Annotated in this window: 22 protein-coding genes; 11 read left to right on the top strand and 11 right to left on the bottom strand. The window is 65.9% G+C overall.

The features are described 5' to 3' along the window. Positions 1 to 72: 72 nt before the first annotated feature. Both HV793_RS06805 and HV793_RS06810 read right to left on the bottom strand, forming a co-directional pair. A complete protein-coding gene (locus HV793_RS06805; RefSeq protein WP_175212883.1) occupies positions 73 to 1,044 on the bottom strand; it encodes a Bug family tripartite tricarboxylate transporter substrate binding protein in 972 nt (323 codons plus the stop codon). A 58-nt stretch (positions 1,045 to 1,102) separates the two neighbouring features. Then, positions 1,103 to 2,278: a M20 aminoacylase family protein gene (locus HV793_RS06810; protein WP_082401115.1), complete on the bottom strand. Its 1,176-nt coding sequence runs from the start codon at positions 2,276 to 2,278 to the stop codon at positions 1,103 to 1,105. A gap of 246 nt (positions 2,279 to 2,524) precedes the next feature. On the opposite strand from HV793_RS06810, the gene HV793_RS06815 reads away from it, so the two are divergent. The 7 genes from HV793_RS06815 to HV793_RS06845 all read left to right on the top strand — a co-directional run bounded on the left by HV793_RS06815 (position 2,525) and on the right by HV793_RS06845 (position 12,534). Beyond that, positions 2,525 to 3,703, top strand: coding sequence for an isovaleryl-CoA dehydrogenase (locus HV793_RS06815; protein ID WP_125471016.1), 1,179 nt, complete (start codon positions 2,525 to 2,527; stop codon positions 3,701 to 3,703). Positions 3,704 to 3,714: 11 nt separating this feature from the next. Further along, positions 3,715 to 5,571, top strand: a complete 1,857-nt coding sequence (aceK, locus tag HV793_RS06820) for a bifunctional isocitrate dehydrogenase kinase/phosphatase (protein ID WP_054455624.1) — start codon at positions 3,715 to 3,717, stop codon at positions 5,569 to 5,571. 35 nt (positions 5,572 to 5,606) lie between these two features. Next, positions 5,607 to 6,788, top strand: a complete 1,182-nt coding sequence (locus HV793_RS06825) for an acetyl-CoA C-acetyltransferase (protein ID WP_054455626.1) — start codon at positions 5,607 to 5,609, stop codon at positions 6,786 to 6,788. 225 nt (positions 6,789 to 7,013) lie between these two features. Next, a complete protein-coding gene (locus HV793_RS06830) occupies positions 7,014 to 8,621 on the top strand; it encodes a carboxyl transferase domain-containing protein (RefSeq protein WP_175212884.1) in 1,608 nt (535 codons plus the stop codon). A gap of 56 nt (positions 8,622 to 8,677) precedes the next feature. Beyond that, on the top strand, positions 8,678 to 10,702 hold the full coding sequence (locus tag HV793_RS06835; protein WP_175163094.1) for an acetyl/propionyl/methylcrotonyl-CoA carboxylase subunit alpha: 2,025 nt from the start codon (positions 8,678 to 8,680) through the stop codon (positions 10,700 to 10,702). An 84-nt stretch (positions 10,703 to 10,786) separates the two neighbouring features. After that, on the top strand, positions 10,787 to 11,206 hold the full coding sequence (locus tag HV793_RS06840) for a VOC family protein (RefSeq protein WP_225589257.1): 420 nt from the start codon (positions 10,787 to 10,789) through the stop codon (positions 11,204 to 11,206). Positions 11,207 to 11,313: 107 nt separating this feature from the next. After that, the gene (locus HV793_RS06845; protein WP_175212885.1) at positions 11,314 to 12,534 is read left to right on the top strand and encodes an MFS transporter; all 1,221 of its coding nucleotides are present in this window, start codon (positions 11,314 to 11,316) and stop codon (positions 12,532 to 12,534) included. A 31-nt stretch (positions 12,535 to 12,565) separates the two neighbouring features. Here HV793_RS06845 and HV793_RS06850 read toward each other — a convergent pair whose 3' ends face one another. The 6 genes from HV793_RS06850 to HV793_RS06875 form a co-directional block, all read right to left on the bottom strand. After that, the gene (locus HV793_RS06850; protein WP_175212886.1) at positions 12,566 to 13,882 is read right to left on the bottom strand and encodes an NAD(P)/FAD-dependent oxidoreductase; all 1,317 of its coding nucleotides are present in this window, start codon (positions 13,880 to 13,882) and stop codon (positions 12,566 to 12,568) included. Between the two features lie 27 nt (positions 13,883 to 13,909). Further along, a complete protein-coding gene (locus tag HV793_RS06855; protein WP_370539838.1) occupies positions 13,910 to 14,680 on the bottom strand; it encodes an ABC transporter ATP-binding protein in 771 nt (256 codons plus the stop codon). Positions 14,681 to 14,700: 20 nt separating this feature from the next. Further along, a complete protein-coding gene (locus tag HV793_RS06860; RefSeq protein ID WP_059376592.1) occupies positions 14,701 to 15,471 on the bottom strand; it encodes an ABC transporter permease in 771 nt (256 codons plus the stop codon). A gap of 72 nt (positions 15,472 to 15,543) precedes the next feature. Beyond that, positions 15,544 to 16,545, bottom strand: coding sequence for an ABC transporter substrate-binding protein (locus HV793_RS06865; RefSeq protein WP_175212888.1), 1,002 nt, complete (start codon positions 16,543 to 16,545; stop codon positions 15,544 to 15,546). 101 nt (positions 16,546 to 16,646) lie between these two features. After that, positions 16,647 to 17,618 (bottom strand): LysR family transcriptional regulator, encoded by a 972-nt coding sequence (locus tag HV793_RS06870; protein WP_175212889.1) that lies wholly within the window; start codon positions 17,616 to 17,618, stop codon positions 16,647 to 16,649. Between the two features lie 325 nt (positions 17,619 to 17,943). After that, positions 17,944 to 18,210 (bottom strand): helix-turn-helix domain-containing protein, encoded by a 267-nt coding sequence (locus tag HV793_RS06875; RefSeq protein WP_175212890.1) that lies wholly within the window; start codon positions 18,208 to 18,210, stop codon positions 17,944 to 17,946. A gap of 248 nt (positions 18,211 to 18,458) precedes the next feature. Here HV793_RS06875 and HV793_RS06880 point away from each other — a divergent pair, with 248 nt between their 5' ends. From HV793_RS06880 to HV793_RS06890, 3 genes are all read left to right on the top strand, one after another. Next, a complete protein-coding gene (locus HV793_RS06880; RefSeq protein ID WP_054455634.1) occupies positions 18,459 to 19,004 on the top strand; it encodes an RNA polymerase sigma factor in 546 nt (181 codons plus the stop codon). Further along, a complete protein-coding gene (locus HV793_RS06885) occupies positions 19,001 to 20,017 on the top strand; it encodes a FecR family protein (protein WP_175212891.1) in 1,017 nt (338 codons plus the stop codon). The genes HV793_RS06880 and HV793_RS06885 overlap by 4 nt, the downstream gene beginning before the upstream one ends. 100 nt (positions 20,018 to 20,117) lie before the next feature. Next, positions 20,118 to 22,544 (top strand): TonB-dependent siderophore receptor, encoded by a 2,427-nt coding sequence (locus tag HV793_RS06890; RefSeq protein WP_119449830.1) that lies wholly within the window; start codon positions 20,118 to 20,120, stop codon positions 22,542 to 22,544. Between the two features lie 56 nt (positions 22,545 to 22,600). Here HV793_RS06890 and HV793_RS06895 read toward each other — a convergent pair whose 3' ends face one another. Beyond that, entirely contained in the window at positions 22,601 to 23,170 is a 570-nt protein-coding gene (locus HV793_RS06895; RefSeq protein WP_175212892.1) for a toll/interleukin-1 receptor domain-containing protein, read from the bottom strand. Between the two features lie 571 nt (positions 23,171 to 23,741). Between HV793_RS06895 and HV793_RS06900 the strand changes: the two genes are divergently transcribed. Further along, positions 23,742 to 24,647: a hypothetical protein gene (locus tag HV793_RS06900; RefSeq protein ID WP_175212893.1), complete on the top strand. Its 906-nt coding sequence runs from the start codon at positions 23,742 to 23,744 to the stop codon at positions 24,645 to 24,647. 72 nt (positions 24,648 to 24,719) lie between these two features. On the opposite strand, the gene HV793_RS06905 is transcribed toward HV793_RS06900, so the two are convergent. After that, positions 24,720 to 25,472 (bottom strand): SDR family NAD(P)-dependent oxidoreductase, encoded by a 753-nt coding sequence (locus tag HV793_RS06905; protein ID WP_175212894.1) that lies wholly within the window; start codon positions 25,470 to 25,472, stop codon positions 24,720 to 24,722. A gap of 90 nt (positions 25,473 to 25,562) precedes the next feature. Beyond that, entirely contained in the window at positions 25,563 to 26,441 is an 879-nt protein-coding gene (locus tag HV793_RS06910) for a LysR substrate-binding domain-containing protein (RefSeq protein WP_119449828.1), read from the bottom strand. Between the last annotated feature and the right edge of the window lie 121 nt (positions 26,442 to 26,562).

Genomic DNA, 26,562 nt, shown 5'->3' on the forward strand with positions numbered 1-26,562 from the left:
CGGTCTTGGGCCGGCTCAAAAAAAAAGCGCGCCTAACCCCCAGGGGTCGCGCGCTTTTTTGCCAGGCAGAGCTTATTCCGCCTTGATGTTGCCTTCCTTGATGACGCGGGCGTTGTTGGCGAATTCCGCCTGCACCTGCTTGGCGAAGGCTTCGCCCGTGGCCGTGCCCGGCTGCAGGTAGGACTTGGCCAACAGGTCCTGGAATTCGGCGCTGGCCACCGCCTTGGCCAAGGCGGCCTGCAGCGGCTGCGCGACGGCCGGCGGCAGATTGGCCGGCGCGAACACGCCGAAGTTGGAGTAGTACTGCGCCTGCGGCATCTTCAGTTCCGCCATGGTGGGCACGTCCGGCCAGGCGGCCAGGCGCTCGGGCGCCATCACGGCCAGCGGCTTGAGCGCACCGCTGGCAACGTGCGGCAGCACCACGTCGCTATTGACCACCAGCAGCTCGACCACGCCGCCCAAACCGTCGGTCAGCGCCTGGCTGTTGCCGCGGTAAGGCACGTGCAGCATCTTGGTGCCGGTCTGCGCCGTGACGGCCGACATGCCGATGTGGGCCACGGTGCCCTGGCCCGGCGTGCCGTAGCGCACGCCGTCGGGATGCGACTTGGCGTAGTCGATCAAGCCGGCGAAGTCCTTCACCGGCAGCGCCTTGGTGGCGACGATGGCGACGGGCGCTACCGCCACGCTGGCCACGGGCGTCAGGTCCTTCATCGGGTCATAGTTGGTCTTGGCCAGATGCGGGAAGATCGTCAGCGGGCTGGTGGAGGCCAGCAGCAGCGTGGTGCCGTCCGGCTGTGCGCGTGCCACGAAGTCGGTGCCGACGGAGGCGCCCGCACCCGGCTTGTTCTCGACGATGACGGTTACGTTGCTTTCCTTGCGCAGGACGTCGCCCAGGCGGCGTCCGATCGCATCGGCGCTGCCGCCGGCGGTGTAGGGCACGACCAGCGTCACGGGCTTGGCCGGCCAGTTCTGCGCCATGGCGCCGCTGGCCATGATTGCCAAGGCCGCCCCCGCGGCCTTGATCAGCAATGTCTTCTTTTTCATATCGTCCTGGTAATGTTGCGTGGCACTGCGTCAGATAAAACGAAAGGCGTGAAGCACATCAGGCCAGATAGCGTTGCGCCAGGCGTACCCAGTACGACGCGCCAGCCGGAATCAGGGAGTCATTGAAGTCGTAGCTGGCGTTGTGCAGCATGCAGGGACCCAGGCCGTGGCCGGCCATGCGGTGCTCGCCGTCGCCGTTGCCCAGGAACACGTAGCAGCCGGGCTTTTCCTGCAGCAGGAAGGCGAAATCTTCCGAGGCCATGGCCGGCTCGATCACCATTGCCTTGTCCTCGCCCACGACCTCGCGCATGACTTCCATGCAGAACTCGGTTTCAGCCACGGTGTTCACCAGCGCCGGATAGCGGCGCTCGAAGAACACGTCGGCCTCGCAGCCGTGCGCGGCGGCGATGTTGCCGGCGATCTCGTTCATGCGGCGTTCAATCAGGTCGACCACCGCCGTGCTGTAAGCGCGTACCGAGCCACCCAGCCAGGCGCTGTTGGGGATGACGTTGATCACGCTGCCGCCGGCCTGCACCTGGGTGATCGACAGCACGGCGGCGTCCAGCGGACGCTTGCTGCGCGTGAGGATGGTCTGCAACGACTGGCCGATGGCGAACAGCGCCGGCACCGGATCGCTGCAGTCCTGCGGCGCGGCCGCATGGCCGCCCTTGCCGCGCACGGTGATCTTGAAACCGTTGGCGGCCGCCATCATCGGGCCGGAACAGACGCCGATGGATCCGGCGGGCAGCCCCGGCCAGTTGTGCAGGCCGAACACGGCTTCGCAGGGGAAGCGCTCGAACAGGCCGTCCTGGATCATGGCCCGGCCGCCCGCGCCGCCTTCCTCGGCCGGCTGGAAGCACAGGTACACGGTGCCGTCGAAGCCGCCTTCGGCCTGCAGATGGCGCGCGGCGGCCAGCAGCATGGCGGTGTGGCCGTCGTGGCCGCAGCCGTGCATCTTGCCGTCGTGGCGCGAGCGGTGTTCGAACTGGTTCTCTTCCTGCATGGGCAGGGCGTCCATGTCGGCGCGCAGCATGATCGCGCGATCCGACGTGCCGCGCTTGATCACGCCGACCACCCCGGTCTTGGCGATGCCGGTGTGGGTCTCGATGCCCCAGCCGCGCAGCGTGTCCGCCACCACTTTGGCCGTGCGATGCTCTTCGTAGCAAAGCTCCGGATGCATGTGGATGTCGCGCCGCAGCGCCACAATTTCGTCCAGGTTGGATAGTTCGAGCACGGCAGACTCCATCGCAATGATTCAGGATTCAAGGATCGGCTGGCATCTTACTCAGCGCAACTCCCTGGGCAGGGTTGAATTACCTAGGGATAACCCGACTCCAATTTACGTTTACGTAAACGTAATATTTGCAGTGCATCATTGCGCGGCGATGGCCGATCGGCGCATCATGAGCCACGCGCGGCAAGCTGGCGCCGGACACGGGCGCCCACAAAATAGTAAGTACCTACTATCACGGAGACAGCGATGAACCTTCCCGGCCTGAACTTCGACCTGGGCGAAGATCTGGACATGCTGCGCGACGCGGTGCGTAATTTCGCACTGGCCGAGATCGCGCCGCGCGCCGCAGAAGTCGACCGCAGCGACCAGTTCCCCATGGACCTCTGGCGCAAATTCGGCGAACTCGGCGTGCTGGGCATGACGGCCGACGAGGAATATGGCGGCGCCAACATGGGCTATCTGGCCCATATGGTCGTGATGGAGGAAATCTCCCGCGCCAGCGCCTCCATCGGCCTTTCCTACGGCGCGCACTCCAATCTGTGCGTCAACCAGATCAACCGCAACGGCACCGCCGCCCAGAAAGCCAGGTACCTGCCCAAGCTGATTTCTGGCGAACACGTGGGCGCCCTGGCCATGAGCGAGCCGGGCGCCGGTTCCGACGTGGTCAGCATGAAGCTGCGCGCCGACAAGAAGGGCGACCGCTACGTGCTGAACGGCACCAAGATGTGGATCACCAACGGCCCGGACGCCGACACCCTGGTGGTCTACGCCAAGACCGATCCCGAGGCGCACCAGCGCGGCATTACCGCCTTCCTGGTGGAAAAGGGCTTCAAGGGCTTTTCCGTGGCGCAAAAGCTGGACAAGCTGGGCATGCGCGGCAGCCATACCGGCGAACTGGTGTTCCAGGACTGCGAAATCCCGGAAGAGAACGTGCTGGGCCAGGTCAACGGCGGCGTCAAGGTGCTGATGAGCGGCCTGGACTACGAACGCGCGGTGCTGTCTGGCGGCCCGGTGGGCATCATGCAGGCCGTGATGGACGTGGTCGTCCCCTATATCCATGACCGCAAGCAGTTCGGCCAGGCCATCGGCGAATTCCAGCTGATCCAGGGCAAGGTCGCGGACCTGTACACCACGCTGCAGGCCAGCCGCGCCTTCTGCTACCAGGTCGGCAAGAACCTGGACCGCCTGGGCGCCGAGCACGTGCGCCAGGTGCGCAAGGACTGCGCCGCGCTGATCCTGTACACCGCCGAGAAAGCCACCTGGATGGCCGGCGAGGGCGTGCAGATCCTGGGCGGCAACGGCTACATCAACGAATACCCGGTGGGCCGCCTGTGGCGCGACGCCAAGCTGTACGAAATCGGCGCCGGCACCAGCGAAATCCGCCGCATGCTGATCGGCCGCGAACTGTTCAACGAAACCGCCTGAGCGACGCCGCCATGATCCGCATGTCCGACGTCCAGCACATCGAGCAGGCGCCCGCTCCGGGCCCCTCGCCGCTGGACGTCGCACGGCTGATCCTGGCGGGCTTCGACCGCCATTACGCGCTGTTCCGCTACAGCGCCCAGCGCGCCAAGGCGCTGTTCGAATCCGGCGACTGGCACGGCATCCAGCGCCTGTCGCGCGAACGCATCGAGTACTACGACATGCGGGTGCGCGAATGCGCCACCCAACTGGAAGGCGTGCTGCGCGGCCGCCCCGAAGGCGCGGTGGGCGCCAACGGTAGCGCAGCACCCAACCTGAGCGACGAGCAGACCGCGTTCTGGCAGCAGATCAAACAGGAATTCGTGGGCCTGCTGGGCGACCACCGCCAGCCCGAATGCGCCGAGACGTTTTTCAACTCGGTGTCGTGCCGCATCCTGCACCGCGATTATTTCCACAACGCCTTCCTGTTCGTCCGCCCGGCCATCGCCACCGACTACCTGGACAGCAGCATCCCCTCGTACCGGGTGTATTACCCCGCCACCGACGGGCTGGAAAAAAGCCTGATCCGCATGGTGGCGGACTTCGGGCTGGCGCTGCCCTTCGAAGACCTGCCCCGCGACACCCGGCTGCTGGCGCGCGCCGCGGTCAAGCAGTTGCGCGCGATACTGCCGCGCCACGTCGGCCGCCGCATCGCCAGCGACTGCCAGATCCACGCGCTGGGCTCGCTGTTCTTCCGCAACAAGGGCGCCTACATCGTCGGCCGCTTGATCAACCAGGGCACGGTGTATCCCTTTGCGGTGGCGCTGATGCGCAACCCGGCGGGCCAGGTCGTGCTGGACGCGCTGCTGCTGGGCGCCGACGACCTGAGCACGCTGTTCAGCTTCACTCGCGCCTATTTCCTGGTGGACATGGAAACGCCGGCCGCGGTGGTGAATTTCCTGTCCAGCCTGCTGCCGCGCAAGCCCAAGGCCGAGCTATACACCATGATCGGCCTGCAGAAGCAGGGCAAGACGCTGTTCTACCGCGACTTCCTGCACCACCTGGCCCATTCGCGCGACGCCTTCGACATCGCCCCCGGCATCAAGGGCATGGTGATGTGCGTGTTCACGCTGCCGTCCTATCCCTACGTGTTCAAGCTCATCAAGGACCGCATCGACAAGGACGGCATGGACCATGCCACCGTGCGCCGCAAGTACCAGATGGTGAAGCTGCACGATCGCGTCGGCCGCATGGCCGACACCTGGGAATACTCACAGGTGGCGCTGCCGCGCGCGCGCTTTGCACCCGCGCTGCTGGAAGAATTGCGCCGGCTGGTGCCCAGCCTGATAGAGGAAACCGGCGACACGGTGGTCATCCGCCATGTCTACATCGAACGGCGCATGACCCCGCTGAACATCTACCTGCGCCAGGCGTCGGATGCGCTGCTGGACCCGGCCGTGCGCGAATACGGGGACGCCATCCGCCAACTGGCGGCGGCCAATATTTTCCCCGGGGACATGCTCTACAAGAACTTCGGCGTCACGCGCCTGGGCCGGGTCGTTTTCTACGATTACGACGAAATCCAGCGCATGACAGAAATGAATTTCCGGCGCATTCCGCCCGCTCCCAACGAAGAGGCGGAGCTGGCTTCCGAACCCTGGTATGCCATCGGTCCGAATGATGTCTTTCCCGAAGAATTCGGACGCTTTCTGCTAGGCGACCCGCGCGTGCGCGGCGCCTTCATGCGTCACCATTCCGACCTGCTGGAACCGGAGTGGTGGCAGGCCTGCCGCGCCCATGTGGCGCAGGGCCGGATTGAAGAATTTTTCCCTTACGATACGGACAGACGCCTGCGTCCGGAACGCCCTACGGGCGAACCCGCGGCCTCGTAACCCCAGAGCTGTCCCGACCCTCACAGGAGCTAGCCATGTCAGATCCCATCGTCATCGTTTCCGTCGCCCGCACGCCCATGGGCGGCATGCTGGGCGCCTTGTCCGGCCTGGCCGCGCACGAGCTGGGCTCGATCGCCATCAAGGCCGCCGTCGAACGCGCCGGCATCAAGCCCGAGCAAGTCGAAGAAGTCATCATGGGCAACGTGCTGCAGGCCGGCCAGGGCCAGGCCCCGGCGCGCCAGGCAGCGCTGGGCGCCGGCCTGCCGCTGGGCGTGGCTTGCACCACCATCCACAAGGTCTGCGGTTCGGGCCTGAAGGCCGCCATGTTCGGCCATGACCTGCTGGCCGCGGGCAGCGCCAACATCGTCGTCGCCGGCGGCCAGGAAAGCATGAGCAACGCGCCCTACCTGCTGCTCAAGGGCCGCCAGGGCTACCGCTACGGCCACAACACCGTGTATGACCACATGGCGCTGGACGGCCTGGAAGACGCCTACGACAAGGGCAAGGCCATGGGCGTATTCGCCGAGGACTGCGCCGCCAAGTATTCCTTCACCCGCGAACAGCAGGACGCGTTCTCGCTGGAATCGCTGCGCCGCGCCCGCGCCGCGTCGGAAGACGGCAGCTTCAAGTGGGAAATCGCCCCCGTGACCGTGGCCGGCCGCAAGGGCGACACCGTGATCGACACCGACGAAGCCCCCACCAAGGCCATGCCGGAAAAGATCCCCACCCTCAAGCCCGCCTTCAAGAAGGACGGCACCGTCACCGCCGCCAACTCCTCGTCGATCTCCGACGGCGCCGCCGCCATGGTGCTGATGCGCGCCTCCACCGCGGAAAAGCTGGGCGTCAAGCCCCTGGCCCGCATCGTCGCCCACAGCCAGCACTCGCAAGAGCCGAACTGGTTCACCACCGCCCCCGTGGGCGCGCTGAAGAACCTGTTCGCCAAGACCGGCTGGAAGGCCGAGGACGTGGACCTCTACGAAATCAACGAAGCCTTCGCGGTGGTCACCATGGCTGCCATGGCCGACTTCAAGCTGCCGCATGACAAGGTCAACGTCCACGGCGGCGCCACCGCCCTGGGCCACCCGATCGGCGCGTCCGGCGCCCGCCTGATGGCCACCCTGGTCGGCGCGCTGCGCAAGACCGGCGGCAAGCGCGGCGTAGCCACGCTGTGCATCGGCGGCGGCGAAGCCGTCGCCATGGCGATCGAGATGGTCTGACGTAACGCCGGGAGGCTTCGGCCTCCCGGTTTTCGATGGATTCCGCTGCGCCTTTCTTGCATGGCGTCGTAGCGCGACGGGTCGGTCGCGCGCCGTACAGGAAAGGCGCAACGAAATCCCTCTTCGGTGCCCCTAACCGACAAGAATGCCCGGCCCACCGGGCAGCGAGACAAACCGCTCCACGAGCGCCTTCAAATTTCCAACAAGCAGGACGGGTGGAACCCCATGCCCATCATCGAATCCCGCATCAATCCGCGGTCGCAGGACTACACCGACAATGCGCAGGCCATGCAGGCGCAGCTGGACGATCTGAATCAGCAACTGGCCCATACCGCGCTGGGCGGCAGCGAAGCCGCGCGCGCCAAGCACGTGGCGCGCGGCAAGCTGCTGCCGCGCGACCGCGTCGAGCACCTGATCGATCCGGGCACGCCGTTCCTGGAACTATCGCCGATGGCGGCTCACGGCATGTACGGCGGCGAAGCCCCCGGCGCGGGCGTCATCACCGGCATCGGCCGCGTGGCCGGCACGGAATGCGTGATCGTCTGCAACGACGCCACGGTCAAGGGCGGCACCTACTACCCGATGACGGTCAAGAAGCATCTGCGCGCGCAGGAAATCGCCGCGCAGAACCATCTGCCCTGCGTCTACCTGGTGGATTCGGGCGGCGCCAACCTGCCGCAGCAGGACGAGGTCTTCCCCGACCGCGAACACTTCGGCCGCATCTTCTACAACCAGGCGCAGATGTCCGCGCAGGGCATTTCGCAGATCGCCGTGGTGATGGGCTCCTGCACCGCCGGCGGCGCCTACGTGCCCGCCATGAGCGACGAGTCCATCATCGTCAAAAACCAGGGCACCATCTTCCTGGGCGGCCCGCCGCTGGTGAAGGCCGCCACCGGCGAAGAAGTCAGCGCCGAGGACCTGGGCGGCGGCGACGTGCACACGCGCCTGTCCGGCGTGGTCGACCACCTGGCCGCCAACGACATGCATGCGTTGCAACTGGCGCGCAACGCCGTCGCGCGCCTGAACCGCAGGAAGCCGCAGCCGCTGGCGACCATCCCCGTGCGCGAGCCGCGTTACGACCCCAGCGAACTCAACGGCATCATTCCCGCCGACACGCGCAAGCCCTATGACGTGCGCGAGGTCATCGCGCGCATCGTGGACGGCTCCGAATTCGACGAATTCAAGGCGCGCTTCGGCCCCACGCTGGTCACCGGCTTCGCCCACATCCACGGTATGCCCGTGGGCATCGTGGCCAACAACGGCATCCTGTTCTCGGAGTCCGCGCAGAAGGGCGCGCACTTCATCGAACTGTGCGCGCAGCGCAAGATCCCGCTGGTGTTCCTGCAGAACATCACCGGCTTCATGGTCGGCCGCAAGTACGAAAACGAAGGCATCGCCCGCCACGGCGCCAAGATGGTGACGGCGGTGGCCACCGCCAACGTGCCCAAGTTCACCGTGCTGATCGGCGGTTCGTTCGGCGCTGGCAACTACGGCATGTGCGGCCGCGCCTATTCGCCGCGCATGCTGTTCATGTGGCCCAACGCCCGCATCTCGGTCATGGGCGGCGAACAGGCCGCGAGCGTCCTGGCCACGGTCAAGCGCGACGGCATCGAGGCCCGCGGCGGTCAGTGGTCGGCCGATGAGGAAACCGCCTTCAAGGCGCCGATCCGCGAACAGTACGAACGCGAAGGCCATCCCTACTACGCCACCGCGCGGCTGTGGGACGACGGCATCATCGCCCCGGCCGACACGCGCCGCGTGCTGGGCCTGGCCTTGTCGGCGGCCTTGAACGCGCCCATCGAGGACACCAAGTTCGGCGTGTTCCGCATGTAGGACGGCATGGCCGCCCCCATTGCAGCCCAAGAATAATTTCAGCCTGGATGACATCCATGTTCGACACTTTGCTGATTGCCAACCGCGGTGAAATCGCCTGCCGCGTGGCCGCCACCGCCCGCCGCATGGGCATCCGCACCGTCGCGGTGTATTCCGACGCCGACGCCAACGCCCGCCACGTCGCCGCCTGCGACCAGGCCGTGTACATCGGCGGCTCGGAGCCGCGCGCCAGCTACCTGCGCGCCGACGCCATCCTGCAAGCCGCGCGCGATACCGGCGCGGGCGCCATCCACCCCGGCTACGGCTTCCTCTCCGAGAACGAAGCCTTTGCCGAAGCCGCCGAAAAAGCCGGCATCGCCTTTGTCGGCCCGCCGGCCTCCGCCATCGCCGCCATGGGCAGCAAGTCCGCCGCCAAGTCGTTGATGGAAAAGGCCGGCGTGCCGCTGGTGCCTGGCTACCACGGCGACAACCAGGACCCGCAATTCCTCAAGACCCAGGCCGACGCCATCGGCTACCCCGTGCTGATCAAGGCCAGCGCCGGCGGCGGCGGCAAGGGCATGCGCGTGGTCGAATCGTCGGGCGCGTTCCTCGACGCCCTGGCCTCCTGCCAGCGCGAGGCCGCCTCCAGCTTCGGCGACGACCGCGTGCTGATCGAACGCTATCTGCAGAAGCCGCGCCACATCGAAATCCAGGTGTTCGCCGACACGCATGGCAACTGCGTCTACCTGTTCGAGCGCGATTGCTCGGTTCAGCGCCGCCACCAGAAGGTGATCGAGGAAGCGCCCGCGCCCGGCATGACCGAAGAGCGCCGCCGCGCCATGGGCGAAGCCGCCGTGGCCGCCGCGCGCGCCGTGGGCTACGTGGGTGCGGGCACGGTGGAGTTCATCGCCGAACCCGACGGCCGGTTCTACTTCATGGAAATGAACACGCGCCTGCAGGTCGAGCACCCGGTCACCGAAATGATCACGGGCCACGACCTGGTCGAATGGCAACTGCGCGTGGCCGCCGGCCAGCCGCTGCCCGCGCGCCAGGAAGACCTGCGCATCCAGGGCCACGCCATCGAGGCCCGCATCTACGCCGAGAATCCGGAAAAGGGCTTCCTGCCATCCATCGGCACCCTGGCCTACCTGGGCCTGCCGGCGCACACGGCGTTCGCCAACGGCGACATCCGGGTCGATGGCGGCGTGCGCATGGGCGACACCATCACGCCGTTCTACGACCCCATGATCGCCAAGCTGATCGTGCACGGCGCCGACCGCGACCAGGCCCGCGCCCGCATGCTGCAAGCGCTGGCCCAGACGCAGGCCGTGGGCGTGCAGACCAACGTGGCCTTCCTGTCGCGCCTGATGCAGGACAGCGCCTTCGCCGCGGCGGACCTGGACACCGGCCTGATCGAGCGCCAGCGCGCCACGCTGCTGCCCGAACCCCAGGCCGCCAGTCCCGCCACGCTGGCGCTGGCCTGCGCCGCCGTGCTGGTGCGCCAGGGCCTGGCGCAGCCGGGCACAGCTGGCGGCAAGCAGCCCGCCGATCCCTGGGACTCGCGCGATGGCTGGCGCCTGGGCGGCCGCTACCAGCGCCAGCTGCAATGGGTGGACAACGGCGAGACCCGCCACGTCACCGTCGCCCGCCAAGGCGGCGCCTGGACCCTGGACAGCGGCACGGGCCCGCAAGCCTTCCTGTGGCGCGCCCACGCCAGCGCCAACCCCAACCTGGCCTATGGCCTGCGCATCACGCTGGACGGCCATGAAAGCGCCGGCACCGTCGTGCTGCACGCCGAAAAAGCCCACGTCTTCGGCGAAGGCGGCGTGCACGTGCTGGACCTGTACGATCCCCTGGCGCATTCGCAGGACACCCAGGGCGAACACGGCGGCGGCCTTACGGCTCCCATGCCCGGCAAGATCATCTCGATCTCGGTCAAGGCTGGCGACACCGTGGAAAAGGGCCAGCCGCTGCTGGTGATGGAAGCCATGAAGATGGAGCACACCATTTCCGCGCCCGCCGACGGCAAGGTCTCGGAAGTGTTCTACGGCGTGGGCGATCAGGTGGCGGAAGGAGCCGAGCTGGTCGCCATCGGCGAGTAGCCAGGCGCGCAGTAACAAAATCGTCATCCTCCGCGCCGCCCGCGGGTGCATCATGGGCGCTCCTGCTTATCCACGGGAGTACCCATGATGAGTGCCAAGTCACCCGAATCGGCGGCGCCCCGCCTGTTTCCGACCCTGCGCTGCCGCGACGCAGATGCGATGATCCGCTGGCTGACCGGCGTGCTGGGGTTCACCGAGCACGCCGTCTACCGCGACGACGGCGCCGTGCAACATGCGGAATTGGCCTATGGCAGTTCCATGCTGATGCTGGGCCCGGACCGCGACGACGCCCACGGCAAGCTGGTGGGCGACCTGCAAGGACGCCGCACCGACGCGCTGTATCTGGCCGTGGACGATCCGGACGCCTTGCATACGCAGGTCCAGGCCTCGGGCGCCACCATCGAAACCCCACCGTACGACACGGCCTACGGCAGCCGCGAGTTCGCCTGCCGCGATCCGGAAGGCAATTTGTGGAGCTTTGGGACGTATTGGCCCAAGGCGTGACGGCGGGCCCGGCCGGGGACACATGAGCCGCTCTTAGTTTCCCGTCAGCGACTTGTCCCTAGAATGCGGGGTCCGGCGCCCGTCGCGCGCCCATCGCGCCATCCTCCATGCCTGCCCCCGACTCTCCCAGTCCGCTTCAACGCCCCGCCTTCCTGCATTACCTGTTCGCGCGCATCGGCGCGTCGCTGGCCTTTCAGATCGTTTCGGTCGCGGTGGGTTGGCAGATCTATGCGCTGAGCGGCAGCGCGCTGGACCTGGGGCTGATCGGCCTGGCGCAGTTCCTGCCCATGGCGGTCCTGACCCTGGTGGTGGGCCATGTGGCCGACCGCTATGACCGCCGCAAGATCGTGGCGGTGTGCATGGCGCTGGAAGCGCTGGCCACGCTGGTGCTGGCGATCGCGGCCCTGCATGGCGTGGGCGGCAAGACGCTGATCTACGCCACCATCATCATCATGAGTTCGGCCCGCGCCTTTGAGGCACCGACCCTGGCCACGTTGATCCCAGCCGTGGTGCCGCGCGAGTGGTTGCCGCGCGCGACCGCGCTGGCGTCCTCCGGCGGCCAGATCGCGCAGATCGCGGGTCCTGCGCTGGGCGGCGTCGGCTACGGGCTGGGGGCAGGGTGGATCTATTGCGTGGCGGCGGCCCTGTACCTGTCGGCCTTCGCGTCCATCGCCACGCTCGTCATCGAACGCGCGCCGCCGCGCAAGGAACCGACCACCTGGCGCACGCTGTTCGCCGGCATCACCTTCATCTTCCAGCGGCGCCTGCTGCTGGGCACCTTGTCGCTGGACCTGTTCGCCGTGCTGCTGGGCGGGGCCACGGCCTTGCTACCCATCTTCGCCAAGGACATCCTCAACGCCGGTCCCTGGGCGCTGGGCGCGCTGCGCGCCGCCCCCGCCTGCGGCGCCGCACTGATGTCATTGACGCTGGCGCGCCTGAGCCTGGGCGAGCACGTGGGCCGGCTGCTGTTCGGCGCGTTGATCCTGTTCGGACTGGCTACCACGGTGTTCGGCCTGTCGACCTCGATCCCGTTGTCCATCGGCGCGCTGGTGGTGCTGGGCGCGGCGGACGCGGTCAGCGTGGTGGTGCGTTCGTCCCTGGTGCAGCTGAATACGCCCGACCATATGCTGGGCCGCGTGAGCGCGGTGAACACGCTATTCATCGGCGCCTCGAACCAGCTGGGCGAATTCGAATCCGGCGTCATGGCCGCGGCGTTCGGCGCTGTACCCGCGGTGGTGATCGGCGGGGTAGGCACCATGGCGGTGGCAGGATTGTGGATGCGGTGGTTCCCCGAACTGCGCAAGTTGAAAACCATCCACGCGTCCTGACGCGGCGCGTCCGCGCCGTGCATCGGCCAGCTCAGCGCTCCAGCCCTGCCTTCTTCGCCTGGCTGGCGATCGCGATCATCACGCCGATCCGCCGCAGCGGATCGGGCGGCAGCCAGTTCGGCCGCTCGAACGCTTCCAGGTCGTCGAGCATCGGGCTGCGCCTGCCCGCGATCTGCTCGGCCAGCAGTTTGCCGTAGATGGTGCCCTTGATCACGCCCGCGCCGTTGCAACCGACCGAGGCGTACAGGCCCGGCCGCACCTGGCCCACGAAGGACGCGCCATTGCCCGTCAGTGCCGTGGATCCGCTCCAGACGTACTCAAAGTCATGCGATGCCAGTTCGGGATAGCGGCGCTGGAACGAATCGCGCAGCAACTGCTCCATGCGATCCAGGGGCTGCTCGGCTTCATAGGAATAGGCGCTGCGCACCATGAAACGGCCGCCGCGGATGCGACGCAGCGTGGTGCCCAGGCGATTGGCCGGGATGACGCCCCACTGGTCGCGCTGGCCCAGCAGCGCCTGCTGCGTCGGACTCAGCACGGGCGTGACGCCAGCGTAGGTAAAGATGGTGACGAGGCGGCTGCGCAGGAAACCCAGCTTGCGCGCGAAGGCATTATTGGCCAGGACCACGTTGTCGGCAGTGAATTCGCCGCCGCGCGTGCGCACCGTGTAGGGGCCTGCGCCGCCGACCGCCAGCACAGGATTGTTCTCCATGAGCCAGACGTTTTCAGGGAGCGTGTCGGCCAGACCTCGTATCAGCGCGGCTGGCTGCACGAAGACGTTGTTCATCGAGTGGTATCCGAACTCGTAATAGCTGGTGCCCAGTTGTTCTCGCAAGGCATCCCGATCCAATTCGGTGTACGCGACGCCCCAATCGCGGTACTGCGCCAGCGACGCGTTCAGCGTGCTGCGGCCAAGCTGCGTGGCCGCAGCGTGGTACTTGCCCGCGACATCCCAGCCGCAGTCGAATCCGCCCCGTTCCGCCAATTCCGCCAGCCAGTCCAGTCCGGACTGGTACATCGCGATCTGCTTGCGCGCGACCTGCAGCGGACTGTGGTGGCCGCTCATGCGGGTGTTGTGCGGCAGGTTGATCAGAAAGCCGGAATTGCGCCCTGCGGAGCCTTCGCCGGCTGCGGTGGCGTCCAGCACCAGGATGCGCTCCTGGGGCTGCAATTCGGCCAGCCGGCGCGCAGCCGCCAGGCCGGTGTAGCCGGCACCGATGATCACGTGCTTGAAGCGCGCATGCGGCGGCGCAGCGGCGCATGGCGCGCGCTTGGGCAGCATGGCGTTCCAGCCCGAGCCGCTCTGGTATTGAGGATAAGTCTGCGGTTGCCCTGATGGGTGAGACATGATGGGTTCAGTGTTGCGGTTGGCGGATCATTGGTCTGCGCGCGCCTGCAGGCTGCGCATGACTTCGTTCTGCACGATGCCCCAGATCTGCGACTTGAGCTCGATGTAGCGCGGCGAAAGCTGCGCGTCGGCATTGCGCGGATAGGGGAGATCGTTGGGGATGTCGCAGGCGACGCGGCCCGGCCGCGCGCTCATGATGACCATGCGGTTGGACAGCAGCAGAGCCTCGTCGATGGAGTGGGTGATGAAGATGATGGTCTTGCCGCTGCGTTCGTAAATGCGGGTCAACTCTTCCTGCAGCACCTGGCGGGTCATGGCGTCCAGCGCGGCAAAGGGTTCGTCCAGCAAGATGACGTCGGGATCGTTGGCCAGCACCCGGGCGATGGACACGCGCTGGCGCATGCCGCCGGACAGGGCCTTGGGATAGGCGTCCTCGAAGCCCTTCAGCCCCACCATCTCGATGAACTTCTGCGCCGTCGCGCGACGTTCCGAAGCGGGAACGCCCTTGAGCTTCAGGCCAAAGGCCACGTTCTCGGCCACGGTCAGCCATGGGAACAAGGCGTACTGCTGGAACACCATGCCGCAGTGCGGATCCACGTCGCGCACTTCGCGGCCATTGACCACGATGCGTCCGGCGCTGGGTTTTTCGAATCCGGTGATCAGGTTGAGCAGCGTGGACTTGCCGCAACCCGACGCGCCCAACACCACCAGGAACTCGCCGCGCTTGACCTGCAGGTCCACGCCCTGCAAGGCGTGAAAGGAACCGAACGACTTGGAAATGCCTTCGATCGATATCATCGTATTGTTTGCTTCGTGGTTTATCGCGACCATGCCAACACCCTGTTTTCAATGACTCGGAAGACCACGTCGGTCACCAGCACGGTGACGCTGATGAGCGCCATGCCCAGCACCACGGTGTCGGTCTGGAAGAACTCCTTGCCGTTCATGATGAGAAAGCCCAGGCCTTCCTTCGCGGCAACCAGTTCGGCGGAAATGACGCAGGTCCACGACAGGCCCAGGATCACCTTGAAGCCGCTGAAGATCTGCGGCAGGCTGGCCGGCAGGATCACCATGCGCATCACTTGCGGACCGCTGGCGCCCAGGTTGCGAGCGGCGCGGATCAGCAGTGGGTCGATGTTGCGCGTGGCTTCGATCACGTACAACAGCGCCGGCGCGAAGGTGCCCATGAACACGATGCTGTACTTCTGCGTTTCGGTAATACCGAACCACAGCAGCGACAGCGGAATCCAGCTCATCGAGGGCAGCGGCCGCAGGAAGGACAGGATGGGGTCGAAGGCGGCACGGGCGCGCAGCGAGGTGCCCAGGAAAATTCCCAGCGGAATCGCCAGCGCCGTGGCGGCGGCAAAGCCCACCATGACCCGGCGCGCGGACGCCAGGATGTGGCCCATTAGCGCGCCTTGCTCCCACATGCCGGCCAGGCGGGCGAAGACGGACGAGGGCGGCGGCAGGAATAGCGGATCCACCCATTGCAGGCGGCAGACGCCTTCCCAGAACAGCAGCAGCACGATCACGGACACGCTGCTGATCAGCAGCAGGTCCGGACGACGCTGACGGTTTGATGCATTCATCGTTCAATTCCTGACAGAAAGAAGGGCGGGCGGCATGCGCCCGCAGGCGTATCGGTGTGGACGCCTTCGCAGTTACAGGTAGGCGGGATCAACCCAATCGCGTACAGCTGGTGCCTTGTCGATCTGTCCGTAGCGCACCATCATTTCCGCCAGCTTCTGCAAGCCATCGATGTACTTGCTGCCCGGCGCCAGCAGCGGCCCTTGTTCCGACGCGGCATACCAATCGGCGCCCTTGACCATTTCCAGCTGGTCGGCAGCGGTAAGTTTGGTCAGTTCCGTCAAGGCGGCCACCGTGCTGTCCGGCTGCGCGCGCAACTGCTCGTTGGCGCGGAAATACGCCTTGAGGAAGCGCTTGACGGCTTCGGGGTGCTTGTCCAGGAATGCGCGGCGCGCAACCAGCACGTCCGGCCCCGGCGTGACGCCGTATTCCTTGTAGAGCGAGAACTGCGTATCGTCGGCCAGCATGCGCGCGCCCGGCATGGCGCGAATGGCGTTGAACTGCGGCGTCCACGCCGCTGCCGCGTCGATCTGGCCTGCCTTGAAGGCCGCCGGCATTTCCGGCGCGGGCACATTCAGCACGGTGACGTCCTTGTCCGCCTTCAGGCCCGCCTGGTCCAGCAGATTGAGCACCAGCAGGTGCGCGCTGGAGGCGAACGTGACGCCGACCTTCTTGCCCTTCAGGTCTTGCATGCTTTGCACGCCGTCGCGCACGATCAACCCTTCGACCCGGCCGAAGTTCTCAGGCACGCCGATGATGGCGAAATGGCGCGAACCCCGCGCCATCACCGCCAGCGCAGCGGGTGCGGCGGTGACCGCCATGTCGATATTGCCCGACAGCAGGGCGCTGACGCGTGCCGAGGTCGTGCCGAAAGACTCCCAGCCTACGTCCAGCCCTTCATTCTTGAAGTAGCCGGCCTGGATGGCCAGCCAGGCTGGGTAGTGGCCCAGCCACGCCGAGCCGCCATAGCGCACGGCCTGCGCTTGCGCGGCCCAGGCCCGTCCTGCCATCGGCAGCGCCAAGGCTGCGGCGCTCAGGGCGGCGCCTTGGATGAATCTGCGTCTAGTCTCCTGCATGTCCTTCTCCTTTTTGTCGTCGGGCTATCCTGCGGCGAAAAACCGGCTGCGCGCGGCGCCTCGCGAAAGCGTGGCGTCTTGCCCAGGCGTTTCCCGCCGGGTCAACAAAGCCGCATCTGCCGCCCGAGCCAGGGCAAATGCGCGCTTACCTGCGGGAAGATTTCCGTCTCCAGCGCCTTGCGGCTGATCTGCCAGAACATGTCGGCCATCTCCTCGAATTCGTCCTGCCGCGACACCTGGTGCAGCGTGCGCGCCAGGCCCGGTCCCGGCAACGGCAACACCGCCACCTGATCCAGCCACGAACGTCCCTGCAACAGGCACAGCGGCGTCATCAGCGCCCAACCCAGATTGGCCGCGATCATCGCCATGACCACGTCGCTGGTGTCGATCTCCAGGAACGGCGGCGCGGTCACGCTGCAGCGGCGCAGATGACGTTCGATCATGGCGCCGAAGTGCGAGCGGCCGCTGAAGCGTATGAAGGGCGCGGCCTGGGCCACTTGGCGCAGGTCCATGCGCGCAAACTCGTCGGCGCGCGCCGCCGGCACCACCAGCGCAAAGGGCTCGGTCAGGATGGCGCGCCGCGCCAACCCATCCACGTCGTCCAAGGCGTCGGTGGTGACGATGATGTCGACCTGCCGGTTCAGCAGCGCCTGCGCGTGGCCGTAGGCCAGCCCGGACCACACCAGCACCTGGCTGGCGCTCTGCGTCAGCCGCTTGACGATGGCTGGACCGGTGGTCGCGGCGAAGGAATCAATCATGCCGATCCGGATGGCCGGCCGGTTCATCAGGTCCGCCTCGCGCACCTGCGAAATCAGCCGATCCACGTCATCCACGATCTGCCGCGACTGGCGGTACAAGGTCACCCCCGCCGGCGTCAGCCGGTATGGCCTGCGCGACCGGTCCAGCACGCGCATGCCCAGCGTGCTCTCGATCTGAGAGATCGTCTGCGACACGGCCGACTGCGTGATGTTCAAGGCTTGCGCCGCCGCCGACAAACTATCGGCCGCCGCCACCGCCGCGAAGATGCGCAGCATGCGGATGTCCAGGCTGGAATCGTTTTTTAGTGCGCCCATGGTGTCTCCTATCAGTGATGCTAAGAATGCCGGAATGAGGGGTCAAAAAATACGGGCAACTTAAGCAAATCTAATAGTCGACATTAGGAAGCGTGAAACAACGATGGTTGTGGAAACGCGGACGCCCATCGGGAAGATGGGTGCACGGCCGACGCAGATGACACGGCGACGCTGCACCCGGAGACAGGGCGCTTTCAATGCGAGGGAAGATCCCGGGGCCGCAGGCCGCCGAGTGCGGACGGACGTGTCCTTAAACCGCCACGCGCGGATTGCTACATCAGAGAGCCGGCAGATCCGCTTTCATGCAGGGCAAGACAAAGGACGCTCACACAGCCGCAAGCCGCTCCACGGTGTCTGGATACTTCTCGACCAGGCGAATCAATAGCGCGGCCTGCGCGTTCGGCTTGGCTCGGCCTTGCTCCCAGTTTTCGAGCGTTCGGGGATTGGTCCGCAAGTAACGAGCGAACACCTGGCGAGACAGATGCAGGCGCTCGCGCAGCGCCAGCAGCTCTTCGGCGGTCACATCCGGTGCAGGCTTGAACTCTACTTCGTGGGTGCGCAAGGTGTGCTTGCCCGCGCGCGCATTCGACATCGCATCGAAACCCTCGGCGATCTCTCCGTATGCCTAAGGCAAATCGCTCTATTCTGGAGGTGTCCCCCCGCCCCGTCATGCTTGCAACTTTTCCTGAATTACCCGAGCTATCTCTTGCAGGAGGTGTCCATGGCACCTCGGCACACCGTCCGATATTGTTGATACAATAAGAATCATTATCATTTAATTGAAGCCATGCCTAAGCGCCAGCTTCACAGAGCGCGCAGCGGACATAGCCTAGGGGCATCATGGGGGAGCGGTTCTTCGGCGTGATCGCCGAGGCGTACAAGGCGTGGAACGCGGAGCTGGTCGGTTTCCTGAACCGCCAGCTCAAGCGTTCGCCCGAGGCCGCCCAGGACCTGGCGCAGGAGACCTTCGCCAAATGGCTGGCGGCGCATGACGGCGCCACGCCGCCGGAGAAGCCGCGCGCCTATCTGTACGAGATCGCCCGCAACCTGCTGCGCGACCATTGGCGCCGCGAGAGCGTGCGCGATGAACATGTGGTGGCCAGCCTGGACGACCAGGGTTTCGAGCCCACGGCAGTCGGCCTGGCTGCCCCCGCCGGCCTGCAACCCGAAGCGCGCGCCGACGCCAGCCAGCGCCTGCGCCTGCTGCAGGCCGCCATCGACGAGATGCCGCCGCGCCAGCGCGAGGCCTTCCTGCTTTATCGGTATGATGAGCTCCGTTGCGAGGACATCGCCGACCACATGGGCATCAGTGTGCGGGCGGTCGAGAAGCACCTGCAACTGGCGCTGGCGCACTGCAAGCGCCGTGTCCACGGCGAAACGCCATGACCCGATCCCTACCTTTGTCCGCTGTCGAAGAGGCCGCGAGCGCATGGTTCATGCGCCGCCGGGAACGCGCGTCCGACGCCAGCGCCGAACAGTCCTTCCAGTCCTGGCTGCAAGCCTCGCCCGAACATCGGCGGGAGTACGAGCGGCTCGAGCTGGTGTGGGAGGACATGGCGGCGCTGCCGCGCCCGGACTCCGCCCGGGTGCACTCGCAGCCGGCCAACCACACGCAGAATCCGTCGCGCAGCCGGCCGCAGTCCCCGCCCCGCGCGTGGTCAGCGCCGACGCGGCGCCCCGCCTTCCTGCGCTGGGGCGGTGCGCTGGCCGCGATGCTGCTGATCGCGGCCGCCGCCTACCAGTACGTGCCCATCAGCTACGAATCCGTGGCCAACGCGTCCACCCAGACCCGCAACCTGGACCTGCCCGACGGCACCCGGCTGCATGCCAACGTCGGCACCCGCGTGACCGTGCGCTACACGATGGCCGAACGCCATATCCGCGTCGAGGGCGGCGAGGTCTACATCGATGCCGCCCCCGACCGCCGGCCGCTGATCGTGGCCGCGGGCGACGCGGAACTGCGCGACATCGGCACCGAGTTCAACGTGCTGCTGCTGCCCGACGTGCTGCAGGTCGGTGTGCGCAGCGGCGAAGTCAGACTGAACGCCCAAGGCGCCAACGCGCCCGCCGCGCAGACGCTTCAGGCCGGCGACACGGTGCTGCTGTCGCGCGCCGACGCGCGGCTGTTGCGCCGCCAGCAGGTGCCCGCCAGCGAGATCGGCGCCTGGCAGGGCGGCGTGGCGGTGATGCACGACGCCACCTTGCAGCAGCTGGCCGGCTACCTGGCCCTGTACCGCGACACGCCGCTGCGCTTCGCCGACGAGCGCGCCCGGGGCTTGCGCCTGTCCGGCACGCTGGATCTGCGCCAGCCGGACGCCGTCCTGGACATGCTGCCCGGCCTGTTGCCGGTGACGGTAAACCGGCGGCCGGACGGCGCCGCGGTGATCGGCAGCCGCTGAAGACAAGAATTAAGAATTATTTTTAATTAGACAGGTTCGGGTTTTGGCGGCTGGCGCGTCTTCCCCAGTTGAAGATCCACTTCCAGACTGGGGAAAGTCCATGGCGCAACGCCATTTTCATCGTCGGCTGAGCGCCGGCCGTTACGCGCTGCTGTGCGCGCTGTCCATGAGCGCCGCGCTGGCGGTCCAGGCGCTGGCGCCATCCGCGGCCCATGCGCAAAGCGCCGTCGCGCAAAGCTTCGACCTGCCCGCCGGCAGCCTGGCCGACGCGCTGGTGGCGTTGGGCCGGCAGGCGCAGCTGCAGGTGCTGTTCAGCCCCGACGTCGTGGCCGGCCTGAGCGCCCCCGCCGTATCCGGCTCCATGACGCCGCAGGTCGCGTTGAACCGCCTGCTGGCGCGCAGCGGCCTGGTGGCCGTGCAGAGCGGCTCGGGCTTCGTGGTGCGGCGGCCGGCCGACGCATCCACCGGCGATGCCACCACCCTGGCGCCCGTGACGGTCACCGGCCGCGACCTCACCGTCACCGAAGGCACGGGGTCCTACACCGCCCCCGCCGTCACCATCGGCAAGAACGCGCAAAGCCTGCGCGAGATCCCGCAATCGGTCTCGGTGGTGACGCGCCAGCTGCTGGACGACCAGAACCTGACCACGCTGGACGACGCCATGCGCACCGTCACCGGCATCACGGTGGAAGCGGGCAGCATCGGCGGCAACCATGGCAACTTCTACTCACGCGGCTATGCGCTGGACACGATCCAGGTCGACGGCGTGAACACGCCGGCCAGCACCGGCAACGACCTGTCCTCGGGCTTCGGACTGGCCATCTACGACCACATCGAAGTGCTGCGCGGACCTTCGGGTCTGTACCAGGGCGCGGGCGATCCCGGCGGTACCGTGAACCTGGTGCGCAAGCGCGCGCAAAAGGAATTCGCCTTCAGCGGCCAGGTCATGACGGGCTCCTGGGACCGCTATTACACCGAGGCCGACATCACCGGCCCTTTGGACAGCGACGGGCGCCTGCGCGGCCGCCTGGTGGCGTCCTATGACGACCGCAAATCCTTCGTCGACGGCGTGTACACCGAGAAGCCGCTGTTCTACGGCACCCTGAGCTTCGACCTGACGCCCGACACCGTCCTGACCGCCGGCGCCACCTACCAGCAATACAAGGGCCGCCCCTTCTTCGGCCTGCCCGGCTACACCGACGGCCGCTTGCTGGACGTGCGCCGTTCCACCAACCTGGACCCCAGCTGGAACCACATCACCGAGGAAGTCACCGAGTACTTCGCCGACGTGGACCACCGCCTGGCCAATGGCGGACGCATCAAGGTCAGCGGCATCTACCGCGAACAGGACGAGCCCAGCCGCGAGTTCGGCTGGTCCGACTGCGCAGTGGACCCGATCACCGGCGACACCTGCCTCGTCAGCTGGAAGTACCGCAGCAACTGGAAGACCTACGGCCTGGACGCCTTCGTCGCCACGCCCTTTGAAGCCTTCGGCCGCCAGCACGAGCTCACCGTGGGCGCCGACTACCGCAACGTCCACAAGAACTTCCGCTACGGCGGCGGCGACAACGCCGACACCAACCTCTACCACCCCAACAACAACATCCCCAAGCCGGACTACCAGTTCACCAACGGCAACGACAGCAAGACCGACCAGTACGGCCTGTATGCGCGCACCAATCTGCGCGTGACCGACGCGGCCACCATCATCGCTGGCGGCCGCTTCACCTGGTGGGAAAACCGCACGCAAAACCGCAACGCGTACTTCAACCAGTTCACCAACACCAGCGACAAGATCAACGGCAAGTTCACGCCCTATCTGGGCCTGGTGGTGGACCTGAACGAGCAGTTGTCGGCCTACGCCAGCTACACCAGCATCTTCACGCCGCAGACCGTCACCGACGTCAACGGCCAGCTGCTGGACCCGCGCACCGGCAAGCAGTTCGAGATCGGCCTGAAGGGCGAATTCCTGGACAAGCGCCTGAACGGCCACGCCGCGCTGTTCCGCATGGAAGACGAGAACCGCTCGATGACGGACCCGAACAATCCGCTGTTCTCCATGGCCGCAGGCAAGATGCGCAGCCAGGGCTTCGAGGCCGAAATCAGCGGCAGCCCCGCGCCAGGCTGGGACATCACCGCCGGCTACGCCTACACCACCACCAAGACCCTGAAGGGAACGGAAGAACAGAAGTCGCAGCAGTACGCCTTCATCACGCCGCGCCACACCTTCAACCTGTGGACCAAGTACACCTTCGCCACCGGCACGCTGGAAGGCCTGTCGCTGGGCGCGGGCGTGCGCAGCGTCAGCAGCATGTACCGCCTGAACGGCCCGGTGAAGTTCGAGCAGCGTCCGTACACCACCGTGTCCGCGCAAGCCGGCTACCGCTTCAACAAGCACCTGGAAGGCACGCTGACGGTGAACAACCTGTTCGACAAGGTCTATTACCAGCGCGTGTGGGCAGCGTATGGTTCGAACTACTACGGCGAGCCGCGCAGCGTGATGCTGAATCTGCGGGCGACGTACTGAGAGAAAGCGCCAGGTATGGGCACTGCGATAGCAGTGCCCGTTTTGACTCGAAAAAGTTATCCCGCTAGCTTTTTTCCATAGTGCGCAGCAATAGACTTAGACAATAGTTCCAAGGCTGACGCATAGTTCTCTCTAAAATCTACGTACTTCTTCGTGCGAAGCAGGATTGGAATTTCGCAGTCGTCGATAACGACAGGGATGACTGCCACCCTTCGCTCGCGCACCTCCGTCCAGTACTTGGCCTGCCATTCGTTTTCTACCCACTGAGATGCTATTGCATGTCGTGAAAGAACTACGATCACCAAGTCTGCGTCTTCGACTCCAGCACCCACCCTTTCAACGATCGACTCTCCAGCAAGTATTTCCCATTCGTCAAGCCAGGGTTGATGACCAAGCGCAGAAAGGTCGACCGCAAGGCCACGGACAAAACTCTTGTCAGTCGAAGAGTGTGAGATGAATACTCTGGCGCCTTTCGGCCCCTTTTCAAACTGAGCAGAGAACATACGATCATTGAGCAACGTAGACACGTAGGTAAACTCTTCCAGAACTTCTACTCGAGCATCTCCTTGAACGGCATCACCATAGTATGGTGACAACAGCCTAAGCAACTTGTCGAACCGTGCCATCAGTTGCTGCGTATTTGGAGCGTCAAGATAATGGATGGGGATATAGGAGTGGTACGGTGCAATAAGTGGAGATGCAAACATGACAACCGCGCATCGCCTTCCACGGTGTGATGTGTCGTCATCGTAATAGCCTATTCTTCCTTTGTGTTGGCCTCGTAGCACCACAACCGGTCCATAAGCTGAGTCTTTCGAAGAGTATGGCATCAAAAGGATGTTTCGGATAAGCGTTGAGAACCACAGCTTCATAACACAGAAGCACCGTCTGGTGCCGTAGACATGAGGCAAGGCCAAGGCCAGGAGCACGTACAACACTCCTGTCAGAAGCCGCTTAATCACGCTAGTAGTCTGTGCATTCGTCAGGTCTAGCCGACTCGCCACGACCTCCCGCTCTCACGTAGCATGTCAAGTCAGACCGCATAAGCATCTCAACTTTGCAGTCCGACACAATTGGCAAATTGTTGTCCGGCGCCCGCAACGACAGCCCATTAGCATGACGCCGCACACAATGGCATGCCGCCATCAGGACCAAGAACGACATCCGGCCACAGGCCCACAAGAAGCTGTCCAAAACATGAAAACCACTCTGAGCGCCAGTTCCCACTCCAGCATCCGCGGCCGCCTGCGCCGCACGGCCATGGCCGGCCTGCTGGCATCCGCCCTGGCCGCCATGTCCGGCCCCGCCGCAACCGCCGCCGAATCCACCAGCGCGGCGGCGCTGCCGCCCACCGCCCAGGCCGCCGCCATCGCGCCGCCCGATGCGCCGACGGTGATGTATTCCATCTACCAGATCGACGGCAAGGGCGCCGATTCCTACGAAGTCGCCAACGGCAGCATCGCCACCTTCTGGTTCGGCCATGCCTTCGAACTGGGCGGCACGCGCTACTACACCGGCTTCACCTGGGACACGCGCGAACGCTACGGCAAGCCGGGCGAAGACGAGGTCGGGCCCGGCACTCAGGTCAACTTGGCCGAAGCCACGTACACGCTGACCGGCGCCACGCCCGAACGTCCCTGGAAGTTCCGCGGCATGAAGCACTCGGTCGGCGAGTTCGGCGCCTACGAAAAACCGGAAGACGTCGACACCCGCCGCAAGCCGGTGGAATACCGCACGCCCGCCGGCAAGCTGCTGCTGGCCGTGCCCACCGAAGGCTTCGACAACGGCATCAGCTTCAGCGGCTACGCGCTGCTGGTCTTCAATCCGGCGGGTCCGGACGAAGGCGCGGGCTGGACCTATGTGGGCAGCATCAATACCGGCGAAGACAATAGCGCGGCCTGCGCCGAAGGCGACGTCATGCCTTGCGTGGCCAGCTCGGGCGAACTGGTCTTCTCCGCGCATGGCGGCAGCGACATGCCGCGCGTGACCGTCAAACGCAGCGGCACAGAAATCGCCGGCCCGGACAAGACCCGCCAACTGGGCGCGGGCGATGCCGTCGTCTACGCCTACGACACAGCCAGCAAGAAGTACGCGGAGAAGTAAGGCCGGCGTTGCTGCCAGCCGGGCGCGCAAGCCGGCTTCCCAACGGCTGCGATGCCCGCGCGGCTTGTGCTGCTACGTGAGATTCAAGCCACCATCGGACAGCAGGATTTCGCCGGTCAGATAGTCCGACGCGGCCAGCATGGCGACCGCCTGCGCGATATCCTCCGGACTGGCCGCCCGGCGCATCGGCGCCTTGTCGCGCCACAAGGCTTGCGCCTGCGTCCAATCGGCCGTCATCGGCGTGTCCACCAGGCCCGGCGCAACCGCATTCACGCGGATATGCGGCGCCAGCGAAAGCGCGAGCAAGCGCGTCACATGATTGAGCGCCGCCTTGGTCGCCGCATAGGGAATGGAAGCGCCTTTGGGCCGGAGACCCGCGTGCGAACTCACGTTGATCACGCAAGCCGGCCGGCCATGCGCCGCCGCCGCTTGCAACGCGGCCTGCGCTTCGGCCACCAGGCGAAACGGCGCCACCACATTGACCTCATGCAATGCATGCCAGATGTCCGGCGTGGCCGCGGCCAGGTCCGCATGGGGAATGACTTGGCTGATTCCAGCGTTGTTGACCAGCACGTCCAGCCGCCCCCATGCCGCGACGGCTTCCCGGACCAGCCGGACCCGGTCGGCATCGTTCGCCAGATCCGCCTGCACGTAGACAGCATCGCCCAGCTCGCGCGCCAAGGCATGGCCGGCTTCAGCCGAACGGCGTGAATGCACGACCACCGCATAACCGTCCCGCGACAGGCGGCGGGCAATGGCCTCGCCTATGCCGGAGGTAGAGCCCGTGACCAGCGCGACGGGACGCGTAGATTGCAAATGGGACATCGAGGAATCTCTTGCTCTGGAATGCGCCGCATGTGGCGATGGGTCTACAACTTAACACCGTGATGAAAATCGCAACCTGAGAGACAAGGCCTAGGCTGCCGCGCCGCCGTCCTCGCGCGACGCGTCCAGTTCTTCGGACACCCACTCGCAGAACGCGCGCGTCAGCGGATCGTCCTCGCTGTCCCGATGCACCAGCAACGCCCATTTCGGACCGCGCACGGTCTGCTCCGTCAACGCCGCCAGCGAGCCATCGCGGCGCGAGCGGTCGGCCAGCAAGCTGCTGACCAGCGCCATGCCCAGGCCCTCGCGCGCCGCATCCAGCAACAGGCCAGGGTCGGAAAAATTCATGCCCTGGCCGCGCTGGCCCACGTCGGCGCCGCCTTGCGTTTCCCAATGGCTCCAATCCATCTCGCGTTCGCCATGCAGCGTGGCGCGCGTCTCGGCCGCCAACAGGCGAGGGTGGCAGGCTGGATACATGCGGTCCTCGACCAGCACGCGGAACGCGCAATCGGCCTGTGGGCCCAGGTCGTCGCGCAGCGCGATGTCTATGGTCTGCTTGCCCATGTCCGGCGCGGCATCGCTGGTGTACAGCCACAGGTCCGCCTCGGGATGCAGGGTGCGGAAGGCTTCCAGCCTGGGCAGCAGCCAGTGCCGCGAAAACGCCGGACTGGTGTTCACGATCAGCTGGTTCGGCTTGCGATACTGGTCCAGCCTGCGGATGCCGGCTGCCAACTGCTGCAGCATGGCCTGCGTCGTGCCCAGCAGATCCCAGCCCGCATCCGTCAGCGACACGGCGCGCCCCTGGCGGAAAAACAGCGGCTGGCCCAGATAGTCCTCCAGGCTGCGCACCTGCTGGCTGATCGCCGACTGCGTCAGATGCAGCTCGTCAGCCGCTTTATGGAAGCTGCCCAGCCGGGCGGCCGCCTCGAAGCCGCGCAGCACGTTCAGGGGAGGCCATTGCTTGAGCATATCAATAAGCCCTGCTAATCAGAATTCCACTAAATATATCGCTAGTCCGCGCGGCCAGGCGGGAAATACACTGCAATTCAAGAGGTGCGCACCTTTGACTCAAACATAACCATTTTTTATC

Source organism: Achromobacter aegrifaciens (assembly GCF_902859965.1).
GTDB lineage: Bacteria > Pseudomonadota > Gammaproteobacteria > Burkholderiales > Burkholderiaceae_B > Achromobacter > Achromobacter aegrifaciens.